Origin of the sequence: Streptomyces sp. NBC_00989 (assembly GCF_045162655.1) — a bacterium.
GTDB lineage: Bacteria > Actinomycetota > Actinomycetes > Streptomycetales > Streptomycetaceae > Streptomyces.
Window position 1 is genome coordinate 8,482,514 of sequence record NZ_CP108728.1, and the last position, 16,705, is coordinate 8,499,218.

Below are 16,705 nucleotides of genomic sequence, written 5' to 3' on the forward strand. Positions count from 1 at the left end.
GCCTCTAGGCTGTCCTCCATGGATCTCGCGGACGGCCTTCTCGACCACCCGTACGACGTGTACCGGCGCCTGCGCGACAGCGCCCCCGTGCACCGCATCGCCGGCCCCGACGGCACCCCCGCCTGGCTCGTCACCCGGTACGACGACGTGCGGGCCGCGCTGGCCGACCCGCGGCTCTCGCTGGACAAGAGGCATGCCACGGCCGGGACTTACAAGGGGTTCTCGCTGCCGCCCGCGCTCGACGCGAACCTCCTCAACATGGACCCGCCGGACCACACCCGCATCCGCCGCCTGGTCGGCCGCGCGTTCACCCCGCGCCGGACCGAGCAGCTCCGTACACCCATCCGGCGCACCGCCGACCAACTCCTCGACGCGTTGGGGGAGGAGGGTGACACCGACCTCATCGCCTCCTACGCCGCGCCCCTCCCCATTACCGTCATCTGCGACCTGCTCGGCGTGCCCGACGGCCACCGCCGGGACTTCCGGGTGTGGACCGACACCCTCGTCGCGCCCGCCCCCGGGACACCGCCCGAGGCCGGCAAGCACGCGGTCGTGGCCATGCTCGGCTTCTTCACCCAACTCCTCGCCGCCAAGCGGGAAGAGCCCGGCGACGACCTCCTCTCCGACCTGATCGCCGTACGCGACGAAGGCGACCGGCTCAGCGAGGACGAGCTGATGTCCCTCGCCTTCCTCATCCTCTTCGCCGGGTACGAGAACACCGTCCAGCTCATCGGCAACGCCGTGCTCGCCCTGCTGCAACACCCCGGACAGCTGGCCGCGTTGCGCGAGGACCCCGCCCAACTCCCGGCCGCCGTGGAGGAGTTCCTGCGCTACAAAGGGCCGGCGCTGCTCGCCATCCGGCGCTTCCCGGTCGAGGACGTCACCATCGGCGGGGTCACCATCCCGGCCGGCGAGACGGTGTGGGTGTCCGCGTCCGCCGCCAACCGCGACCCGGACCGCTTCCCGGAGCCCGACCGGCTCGACCTCGCCCGCGACACCTCAGGGCATCTCGCGCTCGGCCACGGCATCCACTACTGCCTGGGCGCGCCGCTCGCCCGCGCCGAGACGGAGATCGCGCTGGCCGCGCTGCTGGAGCGGTTCCCGCGGCTGGAGTTGGGGGTGGCGGAGAGCGAGGTGCGCTGGCGGCCGTCGCTGCGCGCCCGGGGACTGCTCGCGCTGCCGGTGACGTACGCGACGAAGTCCCTCTGAAGATCCCCAACTCTCTGAAGACTCCCCAACCTTCTGAAGATCTCTCCGAGAAACTTTCCGACGCGGCGATGAGTTCCGTTCCTCGCTCCGGTCCACCCCTCAACGGACCGTTGTCACAGGAGGGCCCCCATGTCGCTTCCGGAGATCGTCTCGCGTGCGCAGTGGCGCGCGGCGCGCGAGGAACTGCTGGTCAAGGAGAAGGCGGCCACGCGCGCGCGGGACGCGCTCAACGCCGAGCGGCGCGGGCTGCCCATGGTGGAGATCGACAAGGAGTACCTCTTCGAGGGCGGCGACGGGAAGGCCACCCTGCTCGACCTCTTCGACGGGCGCGGCCAACTCGTCGTCTACCACTTCATGTTCGCGCCCGAGTGGGACGCGGGCTGCCGCAGCTGCTCGGCGTTCCTCGACCAGATCGGGCACCTGGCCCATCTGAAGGCACGCGGTACGACGTTCGCCGCCGTGTCGAGGGCGCCGTACACCAAGATCCTGCCGTTCAAGGCGCGGATGGGATGGACACTGCCCTGGTACTCGTCCAATGGCGGGGACTTCAACTGGGACTTCGAGGTGACGCTCGTTGGGGACGGGGACCCCGTCGAGCGACCCGGCGTCAGCTGCTTCCTGCGGGACCGCGACCGGGTGTTCCACACCTACTCGACCTATGAGCGCGGGCTCGACGGCCTCGGTTCGACCACCACCTTCCTGGATCTGACCGCACTGGGGCGGCAGGAGGAGTGGGAGGAGCCGGCGGGGCGCGCGTCGGCTCTCGGGGCGTCCGCCGGCAGCGCACGCGTGCTTTATCACGACGAGTACCAGGACTGATACGGAAAGTGCGGGGAAAGTACGCGGCCGGGTGTCGACTATGTCTCAGTACCGTCACTTCCCGAGCCGTTCACCGTACTGTCGGCGTTTAACTCTATGAGGCTTCACGAAGCTCTCCGAGTTTCAGCACGACAGGGAGGTACAGGGTGAACGGGCGAATGGTGCTTGAGCGCTTTCCCGCCGGCGGGCCGCGTGGCTCGTGGCCGGCCGAGGAGTTCGCACAGGCGCGCCGTCTGGAGGGCCTGCAGGCTGAGGTCGTCATGGACATCGCGACCGACGCGTTCCTGGTCATCGTGCGCAGCGGCGACGTCGTGGACGTCGCCGCCTGACGGGTCAGCCCGCCTTCGGGGCGGGCACCTTCACCGTGAACTGGTCCGCCTGGAGCGCGTACAGCTCCGCGTACACACCGCCGCTCGCGAGCAGCTCGTCGGGCGTCCCGGACTCCACCAGCCGCCCCTGATCGAGGACGTGCACCAGATCCGCGTGGCGTACGGACGCCAGCCGGTGCGTGATCAGGACGACCGTCTGCCCGGTGCCCGCCAGCGCCCGGATCTTCTCGAAGACCTCCAGCTCGGCCCGGGCGTCGAGGGCCGCCGTCGGCTCGTCCACGATCAGGATGCGGCCCCTCCGGTACGCGGCCCGCGCGATCCCGAGCCGCTGCCACTGACCGCCCGACAACTCGTGCCCGCCGCTGAAGTTGCGGGCCAGCAGCGTGTCCAGACCGCGCGGCAGATCCGCGACCACGTCCTGCGCGCCGGCCTCGGCGACCGCACCGGCCAGCCGCTCCTCGGTGAGCGGCGCCGCTGACCGCCCGACGGCCACGTTGACGCGGGCGGTGAACGGCCACCGCTTGAAGTTCTGCGCCACCATCGCGATCCGGTCGGCGAGTTGCTGCCGGTCGGCGCCCGCCGCGTCGACGCCGTCCCACAGGATCCGGCCCCGGTCCGGGCGGTACAGCCCGGCCAGCAGCTTGACCAGGGTCGTCTTGCCGGAGCCGTTCTCACCGACCAGCGCGATGATCCGGCCGAGCGGGAGGGTGAGGGAGACGTCGTCGAGCGCGGGGTGGGTGGCCTCGCCGGGATAGCTGAACGTGACGTTCTCGAAGCGGATCTCCCGCGGCTCCTCGGGCAGTGCCGCCCCGCCGACCGGGATCGCCCACTCGGTCGCCTCCTCGTACAGCTTCTGCAGATCGCCCACGAACAGGGCCTCCTCGTGCAGTTGGTTCACCGCCAGGACGAGCGTGTCGAGGCTCGCGGAACCGGTGCGGATCGCGATCACCGCCGTACCCGCCACGGAGAGCGCCATCGCACCGGACAGCAGCAGCCCGCCCAGCGTCGCGTACGTCGCCGCCGTCGCGAGGCCCGTCCAGGTCGCCGCGATCAGCCCCGTGCGGGCCGTGAGCCGGGCCAGCCGGGCCTGTTCCGCCTCCGCGCTCTCCGACATCTCGTGGAAGTGGTGCAACAGGAACGGTCCGACGCCGTGCACGCGGATCTCCGGGGCCGCCTCCGGCTCGGTGAGCAGCGAACCGATGAGGCGGCCGGCGCGGACGTGCTGCACCCAGGTGTGGAACGACTCGTAGTGGCGCCGCGCGTTCGTCAGCGCGCCCCACGCGCTCGGCACCGTCATCGTCGCCAGCAGCGGGAGCAGCGCCGGGTGCAGCACGGTCAGCACGCCCGCCGCCGCGATCAGCGAGATCAGCGCGTTCATGACGTTGGTCGCGTACGAGATCATGCGGCGGGCCGACATGGCGCCGTACTGCGCGGTGTCCAGCAGCTTGTGGAACGCGTGGTCCTCGATCGCGGCCAGCTCCACGGCCGCCGCCCGCTCCAGATACAGCTCGGTGGCGACCCGCTCGACCTTCGGCTCCAACCGCCCGGTCGCGTACGTCGACGCGGCCCGCAGCAGCGCGCCCACCACCATCACGGCGGCCATGACGACCAGCGCGGGGACGGCACCGCGCAGCCGGTCCCCGATGGCACCGCCGGTGATCAGCCGCCCCAGCACACTGTTGACCGCGAGCAGACTCACCGCCTGGGTGGCGCCCCGGCACGCCTCGGCGGCCAGCACGACACGCGCGGCCCGCGGATCCGCCTGCCAGGCCAGCCGGAAACTCGACCTCAGCATCGCCGGCAACCGCGTCACCATGGCCCGGAAGCTCAGCTCCAGGAACGCGTCGTTGTGCTGACTCCACCCCGTGTCGTACCGCAAGGGCCCACCGAAGAGCAGCTGCTCCGACGCGGACGTCTCCCCCGGCCCCGAGTCACCCTTGCCCTTGCTTCCCACCGCCGACCTCCCCCGATCGTGGACGAACGGCCACTATCGCGGGGTGGGAGGGGTGCGGGGGAGAGCGCGGGAAGCTGGGGCGGGGACGCGCGGGCGTACGCCGGGAAGGCGGCGGGGCGGGGCCGTGTCGATGTGCGGCTCCGCCGCGTTGGGCGGGCGCAGGGAGGGGTGCCGCCCGCCGGGAAGAGGAGCCGGGCGCATCGCGCCCGAAAGGGGCGCGGGGCTGTATCGATGTGCGGCTCCGCCGCGTGGGCGCGGCCGGCCTCCACCGGGCCGGCCGACAAAAACCATCCATCCCGGGGAACTGCGCGACCAACCCCTCACCGGCCCGCAGGCAAAACCGCCCACCCCGAGGAACTGCGCGACCAGCCCCCACCGAACCCGCAGACAAATCCGCTCAACCCGCGGAGCGCTACGCGCTGATGGGCCGCGACCAAGAAGGAGTCGTCCCCGTAACCCGGCACACCGCGAGGTACAGCGGAATCGGCGGCGTATACGGCAGCTTCCCGTCCGGCTTGTGGATGAGACCGGGCGCGCGAGGCGAGTCCGGAACCAGCGCCCCGGTGGTGTACCGCGCCGGCGCGGGCCATTCCAGGGCGTAGTCCGAGTCGGACGGAACGATCCACCACCAGTGCGCCTCATCGGCGTAGACACAGCCGACGCGCGGCAGGCGGGGCAGGACCAGTGGTCCGAAATGCGCGGGGACCGCGACGGCGTCGCAGCCGAGCGGAGCCGTCATGCCCTCGGGGACGGCCAGGCGGCGGGGCGCCCCCGGCCCGTGCAGCGCACGCCCCAGACGGACCAGTGTGTCGAGACTGAGCACCTGGCCGGGACGAGACCCGCCGCTCACACCCATTCGACCCCCGTACCGAAGTCCCCGAGTCCACTGGATTCCCTGAACCCGCCGGTGTCCCTGAGTCCGCCGGAATCCGCGAACCCGCCGGATTCCCCGGTCTCCGCGGAGTCCGGGAGGTCGCCGGCGTCCTGGTGTCCCCGGCCCCTGAAGAGGCCGGTGGCCTCCTGACCGAGGCCCCCGAAGTGGCCCGCGCCCTCCCGGCCCCGCGCACCGGAGCCGGCCCCACCACGAGCAGGGCCGCCTCCGGTTTCGTGCTCCCGGCTCCCGAAGCCGCCGAGGTCCAGACCTCCGAAGTCGCCGGCACCCCCATGCCGACCGGGGGCACCCCCATGCCCCCGCCCCGGAAATACGCCCAGATCCTCGAAGGCCCCGAAGTGTGCCGTCGCCTCGTCCTCGTCGCCCGAACCGCCTGACGGGCCCGGCTTGGGTCGTGCGCCCCAACCCAGGTCGTTGTGCGGTACGGAACTGTCGTGGCCGGGGGCCGGGTGGTGGCCGTGCGCCGGGTCCGCCTGCCGTGGCAGGTCGGCCCAGACGAGCAGGCCGGGTCCGTGTTCCTGGGCGCCCCATGCCCGGCAGAGCCCGTCGATGAGGAGCAGTCCCCTCCCGTGCTCCTCGTCGGGCCGCTGCGGGGACGGGCGGGGCTCACCAGGAGCACAGCCCTCGTCACGGACGGCTATCCGCACCAGGTCGTCGCCATCGTGCAGCTCGCAGACTATGTGGCTGCTCGCGGTGTGCACGATCGCGTTGGTGACCAGCTCGGAGACGACCAGTACCGCCGTGTCGCAGGTGTCCTCGCACACGGACCAGCCGGACAGCCGGGCCCGCGTCAGGCGTCTCGCCTGGGCCGGGGAACCCGGATGTGCGGCCAGCTCGAACCGGAACCGGCGCTCGGCAGCGGCCCCACCAGGGGCGGCTCCCGCGGCGGCACCGAGACCGAGGCGGCCTGCGGCGGCGTCTGTTCCTAAGGGCGCGGACGGAATCACGCTTGCCACTATCGCCCCGCCGTGAACACTTGGCAAGTGTCACTATGAAATATGCAGAGTGCCGTATGACGGTCTGGACGGTCGTGGCACACTGCTCGCAACAGAAAGTCGCGCGGCGCCAGTTGGGATCTCCGGAGGTCTGTTCCGATCTTCGAATGAGTCTTCGAATGGCGCCGCAGGGCTGTCAGGATTCGGTTCGCCGGGATCGGTGCGTCGGGCCGGGATCGGTTCGTAGGTCCGCGAGAACCCTGTCGACGGACTGTACGGACGCATGCGCTGTCAGTACTCAACCCGTTACTCGGTACTCGTCGCACAGCTGTCAGGACTCAACACTCATTCGTGGAGGTGGAGCGTGAGCGAGCCGCGGTCCGCACCGACGGTCGGCCAGGTCGTCCTCGGCCGGCGCCTGCTGGACCTGCGGGAACGCGCGGGGCTCAAGCGCGAGGAGGCCGCCCGCGTCCTCCGCGTCGCACCCGCAACGGTCCGCCGCATGGAGATGGCGGAGGTCTCCCTCAAGATCCCGTACCTCCAGCTCCTCCTGAAGTCCTACGGCGTCTCCGACGAGGAGGCCGAGGCCTTCGTCCACCTGGCCGAGGAGGCCAACAGGCCCGGCTGGTGGCAGCGCTTCCACGACATCCTGCCGGGCTGGTTCTCGATGCACGTCAGCCTGGAGGGCGCGGCCGCGCTCATCCGGGCGTACGAACCGCACTTCGTGCCCGGACTTCTGCAGACCGAGGACTACGCCCGCGGTGTGCTGAAGTCCGGTGCCGTCGGTCAGACCGAGCCCGACGACATCGAGCGCCATGTCGCGCTGCGCATGCAGCGCCAGGACCTGCTGACCCGTCCCGACGCGCCCCGCTTCTGGGTCGTCATGGACGAGACCGCCCTGCGCCGCCCGGTCGGCGGCCCGGAGGTGATGCGTGCCCAGATCGACAAACTGCTCGACGCCACGAAGCTGCCCAACGTGACCTTGCAGGTCGCCCCGTTCTCCTCGGGGCCGCACCCAGGCACGTACGGGCCCTTCGTGCTGTTCCGATTTGCCATGTCAGAACTGCCGGACATGGTCTACAGCGAGTACCTGACCGGCGCCGTCTATCTGGACGCGCGCGAAGAGGTGGGAACCCATCTCGAGGTCATGGACCGCATGGCGGCGCAGGCCGCTACGGCACATCGCACGAAGGAGATCCTCAAGGATCTCCGCAAGGAGCTGTGAATGGATCGCATCAAGCCGCGTATGAGCGTCTACAACGGTATGCCCGCGCGGGACTTGGGAAGCGAAGGCTGGCACAAGCCGTGGAGCGGCGGCAACGGCGGCAACTGCCTGGAAGCGATGAAGCTCGCCGACGGCCGGATCGCCGTCCGTCAGTCCACCGACCCGGACGGGCCGGCCCTGATCTACACGACCGACGAGATGACGGCCTTCATCGAGGGGGCGAAAGCGGGCCAGGCGGACTTCTTGCTGTCTTGAGCCGACCACCTCTGCTGAATGCTTTTTCCTTACCGAACCTCCTTATTTTGGTACTGACTTGATCACTTATCGCCGCGCCATCCTCTGTACGACCTTATGGAGCACGCCATGACCGTGCGGCCCACCGACAGGATCGACGGGACCGTCGAGATCGACACCAGCAGGCCCCACCCCGCCCGCATGTACGACTGGTACCTGGGCGGCAAGGACAACTACCCCGTCGACGCGGAGATGGGCCGCCAGATGCTCGCCCTCGACCCGAGGGTGCCGGTCATGGCACGTGTCAACCGCGCGTTCATGCACCGGGCCACCCGCTGGCTCACCGAGCGTGGCGTACGGCAGTTCCTGGACATCGGCACCGGCATCCCGACCGAGCCGAACCTGCACCGGATCGCGCAGGGCATCGCGCCCGACGCGCGGGTCGTCTACTGCGACAACGACCCGATCGTGCTGGCCCATTCGGCGGCCCTGCTGCGCGGCACACCCGAGGGTGCGACCGCGTATCTGCGGGCCGACGTGCGCGAGCCGGACGTGATCATCGAGGGCGCTCGGCAAGTCCTCGACCTCACCCGGCCCGTCGCCCTGTCCCTCGTCGCGCTGCTGCACTTCGTCCCCGACGAGGACGGCGCGCACGAGCTGGTCGACGGGCTGTTGTCCCAACTCCCCAGCGGCAGCTACCTGATGATGACCCACGCCACCGCCGACTTCACCCCGGAGGAGTCGACGGCGGCGGTCGAGAAACTCACGGCGGCGGGCATCACCCTGGCCCTCCGCTCCCGCACCGGCTTCGCCCGCTTCTTCGACGGCCTCGACCTGGTCGAGCCCGGCGTGGCGGTGGTCGACCGGTGGCATCCGGAACTGGGCGAGCCGGTCCCGGGCCAGGACGACGGGACGATCCCCGGCTACGGGGCGGTGGGGCGCAAGCCCTGAGATCCCAAGCCCTGAGATCCCAAGCCCTGAGGTCCCAAGCCTTGATGTCCCAAGCCCTGATGTCCCTGACGTGCTGTTTCAGAACCACGAGAGCATGCGTCGTGGCGCGTCCACCAGCCGGCTGACGGCGACCACCGGCAACGGCGGTTGCTCCGGTCGGCCCGGGCCCGGTCCGAGGCTCAGCGCGTAGTAGATCTGCTCGATCGAGGGCGGTCCGACGGCGAGATTCCGCCGGACCGCCCGCGCCGAGGACTCCTCCCCGGTCCGCACGAGATACGCCGCCGCCATCGTCCCCGTACGGCCCACCCCGGCCCCGCAGTGCACGAACACCGGCCCGGCCGCCGACGCGACGACATCGAGAAACCGCCGTACCTGTACGGCTGTTGGCGTCTGCCCGTCACGAATGGGCAGTCGTACGACGGCCAGCCCGGCCCTGCGCGGTTCGGCGAGCTGCGCCGCGGTCAGGTCCTCGGCCCGCAGATCCACCACCGTGGTGAAGCCGAGGCGGGCCAACTCCCGGTAGCCGCCGGGGGAGGGAGCGGCGCCTCGCCACAACTGCCCGTCGGTGTCGACGGGTTGGAAGTGGTGGATGCCCTGCACGGTACGGGTCCCCGGAGGCGGCGGGGTCTCCTCGCGCGCCCAGTACGACAACGCGAGGATGCCCAGCGCGCCGGTGGCCCACAGGGCGACGTAGCCGAGGGTGACGGCGAGGAGCAGCCTCATCGCGCGCCTGGGCAATCGCCGCCCGGGCGGGGCGAGTTGGGGCGAGGTGGGCTGGGATGAGGTGAGTCGGGGTGCGGGCACGGGAACGGAGGCCATGGGCGACCCGGGGTGCTCGGGGACGGGGGCGCCTTGGCATCGTACGTCCGGATTGCGCGCCGGGTCAGTCGTCGTCCGCGTCCGTGTCGCCCATGCCCATCACCGTGAGGTGGGCGCGGTCGAGGGCCGCGTCCTCCAGACAGCCGCGCAGCCGCATACGGTCGTGTTCGGCGAGCGCGGGCCGTACGACCCCGGCGAACATGCCGTCGCCGAGGCTGCCGAGCGTGGCGTGGTTCAGCGGCACGGAGGTGGAGTCCCGGCAGCGCTCCCAGACCTGTTGCGCGGCGAGCGCCTGCCGTTCGGCCGTCATGTCCGAGCCCCGCACGTCGACTTGGACGAGCACCGAGGTCGCCTCGGAGCCGCTCACGCTCTGCTCCCGGGTCTGGGTGAGATCGGCGAGCCCCACGACGAGCGCGGTGAGCAGCGCGGCCCCGACGACACCGACGACGGCCGTGCGGGCGACGCGGCCCCTGGAACGCCGGCCCAGCGCGGGCCGGTCCTCCAACTCGCCCACCGCGCCCGGTTCCGGGGCGGCGAGGACGGCGAGGCGTCCCGCGAGCCGCCGTTCGGCCGGGCGTCCCGTCGCGGACGCGATCCGTTGCACCACCCAGGCGAGCCCGGACAGCAGCACCCCGGTGACCATGAGGACGGGCACGAAGACGTACGTACGGTCGGCGGTGTCCTCCAGCCAGCGGAAGCGGGCGCCCTCGCGCTCGACGGACGTCTGCCGCAGCCGGACCAGCACGTCTTCCTGACGTGCCGTCAACTCCCTTTGCCTGGCGTCACTTTCTTTCACCCGCTCCTCGATCCGGGTGAGCCGGGCCAGCAGCACGATGCCGAGCAGCATCACCTCGACGACCAGCAGCAGGATCCCGCACAGGATGGCGCGCTGCCACTGCCAGCGGTACAGGTAGACGACGAGATACGTCCCCGCCCCGGCGGCGGCCAGGCTCCCGAAGACGTACGCGATCCGCCTCATCGCGCCTCTCCCGTCTCTACGTCCGTCTTTACGGCCGCTGTCCTCACGTCACCGGTGGTGCCGTCGACGGCGACGCGCGACCCGGGCGGGAAGCGCCGAACCGCGTCGGTCGCACCGACCACGGCAGGCAGCCCGAACTCCCTTGCCAGGACGGCGAGATGGGACAACGGGCTGCCGGTCTGGGCGACCAGCCCGGCGAGTTCGGGCAGCAGCGGGGCGAGCGCGGGATCGAGGGTGCGGACGACGAGCACGGCGTCGGAGGGGCGCGGCCCGGTCCCGTCCCAGACGGTCCCGACGGCCCGCCCGCCGGACACACCCCGGCCGTCACCGTCACCGTCGCTGTCGGTGCGCTCGGCGACCACCGTGCCGTCCGCGAGGCGGAAGGCGTCAGGCAACGGCGGCGACTCGGCCCGCGGCACGCGCGCATTGAGGTCGCCGGGCAAAGGTTCGCCTTCGAGTACGGCGGCCAACTCCCGCCAGCGCAACAGCTCTACGCGATCCGCGGCCGGGCCGAGCCGGCGTGCGACGTCCCGCACGAGGCGCACTTGCAGCTCCTGCACCCAGCGGATCCGGAGGCGAAGGGCTTCTCGGGGTGGGAGGGCGGGGGCGCGGTGGGGGAGAGGTGGGGTAGGCGGTGAGGGGCTGATGCTGTCGGGCTCCGGGCGGTCGTCGCCGGAACCCGGCAGGCGCACGCGCCCCCGCAGGGTCGGTGCCGTGAGCGCCAGCACGGTCGGCGCGGTGGCGGCTGCCCGCTCGTCCGGTATGCCCAGGGCGCGCGTCTCCGCGAGGGCGGTCAGGGCCGCGCCCGCCGCCGTACGGGACTTCGGTGGCTCACGCAACAGGGCTCCGGCGAGGGCCTCTTGGGCGTGCAGGGAGACCAAGGCGGCGCGGGTCCAGCGGAGTTGGGCGGCCAGGTCGGGGCCGGGTAGTCCGCCGGGCGCCGGGATCTGGGCGAGCCGGCGGTCGACGTCCGCCACCAGGTTCGCGGCCAACCCGGGCAACGCCGCGGTGAGTCGGCCGACCCGCCAGGCCGCGCCGAGCCGCCGTGCTCCCGGCGCCGGGTTCAGCAGGGCCAGCCAGCGGTGCCCGGGCGGGGCCGCGCCGAGCAGCCGTAGGTCGGCCGCGGCCCACCCGCCGACCGCTGTGACGACCGGCACCGTCCGCAGCAGCCGACGCGGTGCGCTGCCCGCGATGTCGAGCGCGGCGGTCAGCCCACGGGCCATCGGCGCGACCCACAAGTCCTCCTCCAGCGGCTGGAGTCGGCCCGGCAGCGTCTCCGCGACCGGCCCCGGCCCGAGCAGCCGGGCCCCGCGCGACGGCCGCACGGCCATGGCGGTGATCGGCCGGCTCTGGAACAACCACAGCCGCCCGCCCCCGCCCCCGACTTCGTCCCCGCCCCTGACTTCGTCCTCGTCGAATCCGAACCCGAACTCGATGTCCTGCGGCCCTCCGAACACCTGCCGTACCCGCCGCGCGAGCCGGGCCAGCCGCCGTAGTTCGGAGGAGGTGAGCAGCGCGTCGGCGGTCGGTGGCTCGGTGCGCAGCAGCCGACCCCGCCGGCTCAACCAGTAGTCGGTACCGGCCTGTTCACCGCTGACCAGACTGTCCGGCCCGCCGCGCACCGCGCTCACCAGCATCCGGTCGGTACGCCCCGCGACGGGGTCGGCGCCGAACATCACTCCGCCGACCCGCGCCGTCAGCATCGGCTGCACCAGCACCGCCATCGGCGCGGTGGACCCGTCGGGCCGGTGCGCCGAATCGAGCACGGTCCGCACGGCCGTACGGAAGTCGGACCATCCGCGCACATCGAGCACGGAGGCGAACTGCCCCGCCAGGGACGACTGTTCGGTGTCCTCCTGCGGCGAGGAGGACCGTACGACGAGGGGCCGCGCACCGGAGTCGGAGAGGTCCTGCCAGGCGCGGCGCAGGGTGGCGGGGTCGTCGCCCGCACCCTCGGGGACCACGAACCCGGGAAGCACGGGGAGCCCGGCACGGGCCGCGCGGGCGAGGTTCGCCGCCTTGGAACCGGCGAACAGGGGCTGTATCGCCGTGAGTTGATCGAGGGGGACGGCGGCGTCCGGACGGTACGCCCCCTCCGCCTCCCACGTGCCCTCGCCATGACGTTCGTCGAGCGTCGTCATCAACACCCTCCAGGACCGACCGCCAACAGGGGGGACGCGCGGGGGTGGCCCCGCGCCTGACGACGGAACGAAGGATGGGGACGTGCCGCGCCCGACCCCACTCCGGGCCCGACGACAACTCGCCTCCTGCGCCGATGATCCCACCGCCGTTGGCCCACAAGCCGGCCGGAAGCCACATTCCGGCCCGCCACCGGAGGATCTCGTGAGCCGGGAGGAGACCACACCCGGCGCCTCGTACCGGCGCAGTACGCCCGGCCTCCTCCGCAGGTGCCAGCACGGACGTACGCCTGCTCATCCGGCAGCAGGGACAACCTGCCGCCCCGGCCTCCGCCGCCTCACACGGTCATCGGCCGGTCGTACGGCCCGATGGGCGCCGGGAGTTGGGAACTCCCCGTCAGATAGCGGTCGACAGCCGCTGCCACCGCCCGCCCCTCCGCGATCGCCCACACGATCAACGACTGCCCGCGCGCCGCGTCCCCCGCGACGAACACCCCGCGCGCACTCGTCGCGAAGTCCGCGTCCCGGGTGATCGTGCCGCGCGGCGCCATCGCCAGCCGCAGCTGATCGATGAGCCCGTCGCCCCGGTCGGGCCCGGAGAACCCGAGGGCGAGCAGCACGAGATCGGCGGGCAGGCTCCGCCCGGACCCGTCCAACGGCCGCCGCTCCGCGTCGACTTCGACCAGATGCAAGGACCGCACCCGCCCGTCCCCACCCCCCTCGAAGTGAAGCGTCGACGCAGCGAACAGCCGCGCGTCCGCGTCCGCCGCCGGCGCCGTCTCCAGATCCCGCGCCTCCTCGTGCGCGGCCGAGAGCCGATAGATCTTCGGATACGTGGGCCAGGGCTCCAAGTCCTCGTCGCGCTCGGCCTCGGGCTGGGCATAGATGTCCAACTGCGTGACGGACGCGGCCCCTTCACGCACCGCGGTGCCCAGACAGTCCGCCCCGGTGTCACCGCCCCCCACGATCACGACATGCTTCCCGGCAGCGGACAGCGGAGAGACCGCCAGGTCACCCTCGCACACCCGGTTGGCCAGCGGCAGGTACTCCATCGCCTGGTGGATGCCGGTCAACTCCCGCCCCGGCACGTCCAGTTCACGCCACGCCGTCGCTCCCGTGGCGATCACCACCGCGTCGTAGCGCGCCCGTAGTTGGGCCGCCCCGATGTCCCGTCCGACCGTCGTCGACGTACGGAACTTGGTGCCCTCGGCCCGCATCTGCTCCAGCCGCCGTTCCAGATGCCGCTTCTCCATCTTGAACGCGGGGATGCCGTACCGCATCAGCCCGCCGAGCCGGTCGTCCTTCTCGTACACGGCGACCGTGTGCCCGGCCCGCGTCAACTGCTGTGCCGCGGCGAGGCCGGTGGGCCCGGAGCCGATCACCGCGACGGTCCGCCCGGACAACCGGTCCGGCGGTCTCGGTGGCGCGAAACCGTCGGTCCAGGCACGGTCGGCGATGGCCACCTCGACGTTCTTGATGGTGACCGCGGGCTGGTTGATGGCGAGCACGCACCCGGCCTCGCACGGCGCCGGGCACAACCGCCCGGTGAATTCGGGGAAGTTGTTCGTGGCGTGCAACCGGTCGGCCGCCGCCCGCCAGTCGTCCCGGCTGACCAGATCGTTCCACTCCGGGATCAGGTTCCCGAGCGGACAGGCGTCGTGGCAGAACGGGACACCACAGTCCATGCACCGGTCGGCCTGCTTGGTGACGATCGGCAGCAGCGCGCCCGGGACATACACCTCGTCCCAGTCGCGCACCCGCTCCTCGACGGGCCTGCGGGGCCACTCCTCGCGCGGAGTGGTCATAAAACCCTTGGGATCGGCCATGGCCGTCTTCCTTGCGTCCGCGTACGACAGGCCGTGCGTCATCGGGCGGCACTCTTTCAGCCACGATAAGGCCCCCGGGCCGGGCGCGCAGAGTGGGGCGAGACGGCTTTCTCAAGTGGTCCCGCGGGCCGCCCCGCAGGTCCTCACCAGCGCTCGCTCAGGTGATCATGCGGTTTCTCTCAGGTGAGAGCCAGCATGTACACCAGCGCGGCGGCTGCCGAGGCGATCGCGCGGACGTGATTCCACATCGTCCACTCGCGTACGTACGACGGCCAGTACGCGGCGGCCTCCGGCGTCCCCGGGTCCAGCTTCAGCAGCGCTTCGTTGCGGGGCACGTTCGCGACGAGGGTCAGCCCGAACGCCCCGAACAGATACAGCGCGCTGCCCAGCAACAACTCCACGGTCCCCTGATCCGGCCACAGCACGAACGTCACCACCGCGATCACCGCGCACAGCACCGCCGAACCGGCGAACAGCAGCATGAAGACCGGCGTCATCGCCGCCGTGTTGATCGCGTTCATCGCGGCGACCCCCTGCGCGGGCGGCAACTCGGCCAGCCCCCGCATGACCAGCACGGAGAAGGCACAGAACACCCCGGCCATCACCCCGGTCGCGAGTACCCCCAGAACCGTCAGGGTCACATACGGTTCACCGATCATGCCGACACCAACTCCCGCCCGTAGAGCCGAGATCCTGCCCACCACCGACCACCGGGACAAGTCAATCCTCCCCCTGCGCGGCTCACCATGGCCGAGAATCGCCGGGGCATACGCGGACGTCTACGACAGGCCCCGGGCCGACGGCGACACCCTGGGGCGTGGGCGACCGCCTTCGCCGCCGGACTCCTCACCCGGCCTCCGCCTCCACCGCGGCCTCCGTTTGAACTCCGCTCTCCCCTTGAACCCCGCCCTCCCGCCACTCCCGTAGAACCCCCTCCACCCGCACCGAGATCCGCCGCCGAGCCTCATGTCGCGGCACCCCACTCATCAGCAACTGGTCGTAGGGCGTGTCCACATGCCGTACGGATGCCACCACCGCCGAGACCACCGCACCCGCCGACAAGGCCCGCCCCGCCGCACTCCGCCCCACCCGCCCGCTGCCCCGCGCCGAGGCATGCGCGGCGACGGCCCGGGCCCGCGCCTCGGGGCAGCCGGGAAGCAGCCGTCGTATCTCCGCCGCGAACGCCTCCGCGAACCGCACGTCCTCCACGGCCCGCCGCTCCGCGTCCCGCACCCGGCGCCGCCGTCGCGCCTCCGCGTCCGCGAGACACCGCTCCTCGGCCCGCGCGAGCCCCGCCTCCTCGACGAGAACGCCCTGCCGCTCGTACCGGCCCCGCCGCCGGTTGAACCGCACCACCACCGCCGACAGCCCACTCTCCTCCCGCGCCCGGCGCGTCAACGCCGTGTCCCCGCGCGGCAGGAACACCAGATGCCCGAGATCCCCACAGTCCGGACACCGCGGCACCCCGCCCTCGACGACCACCAACGGCAACGGCCCCCGCCGACACTCGGCACAGTGCCGCTTCCTGAGCGGCTGAACAACGAGCAGTCCCCGGTGGGCGGGTGGAGTCGCGAGCGCTGCCGTACGAGACATACGAGAGGTATTCCCTTGTGCTGGGCGCATCTCTCCTGTCTCTCCTACGTCGTCCGCACACCACGCGGAACGAACACCGACACGCGCGTACGGTGTTGGGTCGGCGTCTCGATCTCGTCGAGCACCGCCACGGCCAGATCCGCGTACGACAGCCCGGGTGCCCCCTCCGGCACCCGCTCGTCGCCCAGCCTGTGGCGCCCGGTACGCGGGGCGTCCTGCTCCAGTCCACCGGCCGGCGTGAGCATCACCCAGTCCACCGCCGTGTGCTCGCCCGCCGCCCGCAGGCGCCGCAGACCGGCCGTATGGGCCAGCGCGAACGGTCTTATCGCAGGCGGAAACGCCGAGGGGTCGTCCATCACCGGCCGCCCGTCCACCCCGAGGAGGTTCGCGAACAGCCCGACGGCGACGAGCCGCCGTACCCCTGCCGAAGCCAGCCCCTCCAGCAGCGCGTCCGCCGCCTTGACGAAGAAGCCGGGATCGAGCGAGTCGAAACCCTGCTCGGGCCCGCTGAACGGCGACACCGCGTGCACGGCACCGACCGCCCCGCCCGCGACCTCCCGCACCGACCCGACCTCGGTCACATCACCCCGCACGACGGAGACGCCGTCCGCGGCGAGGTCCGCGTACCGCGCCGGGTCGCGCACCACGGCCGTCACCTCGTGCCCACGCCCGAGCGCCTCTGTCGTCACCGCCCGCCCAGCCCGGCCTCCGGCGCCGAAGACGACGATCCCACCCATGCCCAACCCCCTTGTCCGGCAGCGTCGTTCGCCGCCCGACCTGGACGTTAGACACCCGGGGCCCG

General features: G+C 71.9%; 15 protein-coding genes and 1 pseudogene. 6 read left to right on the top strand and 10 right to left on the bottom strand.

The window, feature by feature from the left end; all coding sequences use genetic code 11:
- Positions 1 to 18: 18 nt before the first annotated feature.
- From OG714_RS37955 to OG714_RS37965, 3 genes are all read left to right on the top strand, one after another.
- Positions 19 to 1,209, top strand: a complete 1,191-nt coding sequence (locus tag OG714_RS37955) for a cytochrome P450 (protein WP_406127915.1) — start codon at positions 19 to 21, stop codon at positions 1,207 to 1,209.
- Positions 1,210 to 1,338: 129 nt separating this feature from the next.
- Positions 1,339 to 2,028: a DUF899 domain-containing protein gene (locus OG714_RS37960; protein ID WP_406127917.1), complete on the top strand. Its 690-nt coding sequence runs from the start codon at positions 1,339 to 1,341 to the stop codon at positions 2,026 to 2,028.
- A gap of 146 nt (positions 2,029 to 2,174) precedes the next feature.
- Positions 2,175 to 2,357, top strand: coding sequence for a hypothetical protein (locus tag OG714_RS37965; protein ID WP_329247566.1), 183 nt, complete (start codon positions 2,175 to 2,177; stop codon positions 2,355 to 2,357).
- A gap of 4 nt (positions 2,358 to 2,361) precedes the next feature.
- Here the strand turns inward: OG714_RS37965 and OG714_RS37970 are convergent, their stop codons facing one another.
- The 3 genes and pseudogenes from OG714_RS37970 to OG714_RS37980 form a co-directional block, all read right to left on the bottom strand.
- Positions 2,362 to 4,173, bottom strand: a complete 1,812-nt coding sequence (locus tag OG714_RS37970; protein WP_406132094.1) for an ABC transporter ATP-binding protein — start codon at positions 4,171 to 4,173, stop codon at positions 2,362 to 2,364.
- A 550-nt stretch (positions 4,174 to 4,723) separates the two neighbouring features.
- Positions 4,724 to 5,167, bottom strand: a complete 444-nt coding sequence (locus OG714_RS37975) for a hypothetical protein (RefSeq protein ID WP_406127919.1) — start codon at positions 5,165 to 5,167, stop codon at positions 4,724 to 4,726.
- Between the two features lie 374 nt (positions 5,168 to 5,541).
- Positions 5,542 to 6,159, bottom strand: a pseudogene (locus OG714_RS37980) (ATP-binding protein); the annotation flags it as partial.
- Between the two features lie 343 nt (positions 6,160 to 6,502).
- Here OG714_RS37980 and OG714_RS37985 point away from each other — a divergent pair.
- The 3 genes from OG714_RS37985 to OG714_RS37995 all read left to right on the top strand — a co-directional run bounded on the left by OG714_RS37985 (position 6,503) and on the right by OG714_RS37995 (position 8,548).
- Positions 6,503 to 7,363, top strand: a complete 861-nt coding sequence (locus tag OG714_RS37985; RefSeq protein ID WP_406127921.1) for a helix-turn-helix domain-containing protein — start codon at positions 6,503 to 6,505, stop codon at positions 7,361 to 7,363.
- The gene (locus OG714_RS37990; RefSeq protein ID WP_406127923.1) at positions 7,364 to 7,618 is read left to right on the top strand and encodes a DUF397 domain-containing protein; all 255 of its coding nucleotides are present in this window, start codon (positions 7,364 to 7,366) and stop codon (positions 7,616 to 7,618) included. It begins immediately after the preceding gene.
- A 108-nt stretch (positions 7,619 to 7,726) separates the two neighbouring features.
- Entirely contained in the window at positions 7,727 to 8,548 is an 822-nt protein-coding gene (locus tag OG714_RS37995) for an SAM-dependent methyltransferase (protein WP_406127925.1), read from the top strand.
- 78 nt (positions 8,549 to 8,626) lie between these two features.
- Here the strand turns inward: OG714_RS37995 and OG714_RS38000 are convergent, their stop codons facing one another.
- From OG714_RS38000 to OG714_RS38030, 7 genes are all read right to left on the bottom strand, one after another.
- Positions 8,627 to 9,367 (bottom strand): fused DSP-PTPase phosphatase/NAD kinase-like protein, encoded by a 741-nt coding sequence (locus OG714_RS38000; protein WP_406127926.1) that lies wholly within the window; start codon positions 9,365 to 9,367, stop codon positions 8,627 to 8,629.
- A 64-nt stretch (positions 9,368 to 9,431) separates the two neighbouring features.
- Positions 9,432 to 10,346, bottom strand: a complete 915-nt coding sequence (locus OG714_RS38005) for a hypothetical protein (protein WP_406127928.1) — start codon at positions 10,344 to 10,346, stop codon at positions 9,432 to 9,434.
- On the bottom strand, positions 10,343 to 12,487 hold the full coding sequence (locus tag OG714_RS38010) for a PEP/pyruvate-binding domain-containing protein (protein WP_406127929.1): 2,145 nt from the start codon (positions 12,485 to 12,487) through the stop codon (positions 10,343 to 10,345). The genes OG714_RS38005 and OG714_RS38010 overlap by 4 nt, the downstream gene beginning before the upstream one ends.
- Before the next feature lie 335 nt (positions 12,488 to 12,822).
- Positions 12,823 to 14,310, bottom strand: coding sequence for a glutamate synthase subunit beta (locus OG714_RS38015; RefSeq protein WP_406127930.1), 1,488 nt, complete (start codon positions 14,308 to 14,310; stop codon positions 12,823 to 12,825).
- A 179-nt stretch (positions 14,311 to 14,489) separates the two neighbouring features.
- Positions 14,490 to 14,969, bottom strand: a complete 480-nt coding sequence (locus tag OG714_RS38020; protein ID WP_406127932.1) for a DUF1772 domain-containing protein — start codon at positions 14,967 to 14,969, stop codon at positions 14,490 to 14,492.
- Between the two features lie 187 nt (positions 14,970 to 15,156).
- A complete protein-coding gene (locus OG714_RS38025) occupies positions 15,157 to 15,903 on the bottom strand; it encodes a DUF2293 domain-containing protein (protein ID WP_406127933.1) in 747 nt (248 codons plus the stop codon).
- A gap of 44 nt (positions 15,904 to 15,947) precedes the next feature.
- Positions 15,948 to 16,640, bottom strand: coding sequence for an NAD(P)-dependent oxidoreductase (locus OG714_RS38030; RefSeq protein ID WP_406127935.1), 693 nt, complete (start codon positions 16,638 to 16,640; stop codon positions 15,948 to 15,950).
- Between the last annotated feature and the right edge of the window lie 65 nt (positions 16,641 to 16,705).

What these genes read in the sequence shown, in the direction of transcription:
- OG714_RS37955 (WP_406127915.1), top strand. Translation starts at nt 19, where the DNA reads ATGGATCTCGCGGACGGCCTTCTCGACCACCCGTACGACGTGTACCGG.
- OG714_RS37960 (WP_406127917.1), top strand. Translation starts at nt 1,339, where the DNA reads ATGTCGCTTCCGGAGATCGTCTCGCGTGCGCAGTGGCGCGCGGCGCGC.
- OG714_RS37970 (WP_406132094.1), bottom strand. Translation starts at nt 4,173, where the DNA reads ATGGTGACGCGGTTGCCGGCGATGCTGAGGTCGAGTTTCCGGCTGGCC.
- OG714_RS37975 (WP_406127919.1), bottom strand. Translation starts at nt 5,167, where the DNA reads ATGGGTGTGAGCGGCGGGTCTCGTCCCGGCCAGGTGCTCAGTCTCGAC.
- OG714_RS37990 (WP_406127923.1), top strand. Translation starts at nt 7,364, where the DNA reads ATGGATCGCATCAAGCCGCGTATGAGCGTCTACAACGGTATGCCCGCG.
- OG714_RS37995 (WP_406127925.1), top strand. Translation starts at nt 7,727, where the DNA reads ATGACCGTGCGGCCCACCGACAGGATCGACGGGACCGTCGAGATCGAC.
- OG714_RS38000 (WP_406127926.1), bottom strand. Translation starts at nt 9,367, where the DNA reads ATGGCCTCCGTTCCCGTGCCCGCACCCCGACTCACCTCATCCCAGCCC.
- OG714_RS38005 (WP_406127928.1), bottom strand. Translation starts at nt 10,346, where the DNA reads ATGAGGCGGATCGCGTACGTCTTCGGGAGCCTGGCCGCCGCCGGGGCG.
- OG714_RS38010 (WP_406127929.1), bottom strand. Translation starts at nt 12,487, where the DNA reads ATGACGACGCTCGACGAACGTCATGGCGAGGGCACGTGGGAGGCGGAG.
- OG714_RS38015 (WP_406127930.1), bottom strand. Translation starts at nt 14,310, where the DNA reads ATGGCCGATCCCAAGGGTTTTATGACCACTCCGCGCGAGGAGTGGCCC.
- OG714_RS38020 (WP_406127932.1), bottom strand. Translation starts at nt 14,969, where the DNA reads ATGATCGGTGAACCGTATGTGACCCTGACGGTTCTGGGGGTACTCGCG.
- OG714_RS38025 (WP_406127933.1), bottom strand. Translation starts at nt 15,903, where the DNA reads ATGTCTCGTACGGCAGCGCTCGCGACTCCACCCGCCCACCGGGGACTG.
- OG714_RS38030 (WP_406127935.1), bottom strand. Translation starts at nt 16,640, where the DNA reads ATGGGTGGGATCGTCGTCTTCGGCGCCGGAGGCCGGGCTGGGCGGGCG.